Annotated in this window: 1 protein-coding gene and 1 pseudogene; both read left to right on the top strand. The window is 67.1% G+C overall.

The window, feature by feature from the left end; all coding sequences use genetic code 11:
• Positions 1 to 204, top strand: a pseudogene (locus CQY20_RS34095) (hydrogenase maturation protease); the annotation flags it as partial.
• Positions 205 to 206: 2 nt separating this feature from the next.
• Positions 207 to 346, top strand: a 140-nt coding sequence (locus CQY20_RS34090; protein ID WP_165789342.1) for a HypC/HybG/HupF family hydrogenase formation chaperone, incomplete at its 3' end; no start/stop codon positions are given.

Here is a 346-nt window from a genome sequence, read left to right as displayed (position 1 = left end):
CACGCGATGGACCCGGCTGCGGTGTTCGCCAGCCTCAACGCCCTCGGCGGAACACCGCCCTACACGATCGTCATCGGTTGCGAGGTCGCGGACGTCGACGAGGGCATCGGGCTGTCCGAACAGGTAACCGCCGCGATACCCGAGGCGGTGCGGGCCCTCGAGGACGTCCTGGCCCGGCTGCTCGAACCGGTGAAGGGAGGCTGACCATGTGTCTGGGCATCCCTGGGCAAGTCATCGGCATGGTGGAGGGCTACGGCGACCAGCTCGCGCTCGTCGACGTCGCCGGTGAGCACCGCAAGGTGAACATTGGAATGCTGCCCGAAGAGACCTTCGCACGCGGTGATTG

Origin of the sequence: Mycolicibacterium agri (assembly GCF_002553505.1) — a bacterium.
In the GTDB taxonomy this organism is placed as follows: domain Bacteria; phylum Actinomycetota; class Actinomycetes; order Mycobacteriales; family Mycobacteriaceae; genus Mycobacterium; species Mycobacterium agri.
The sequence above is the reverse complement of the archived record's forward strand: the minus strand, read 5'-3'. Positions and strand labels throughout refer to the sequence as shown.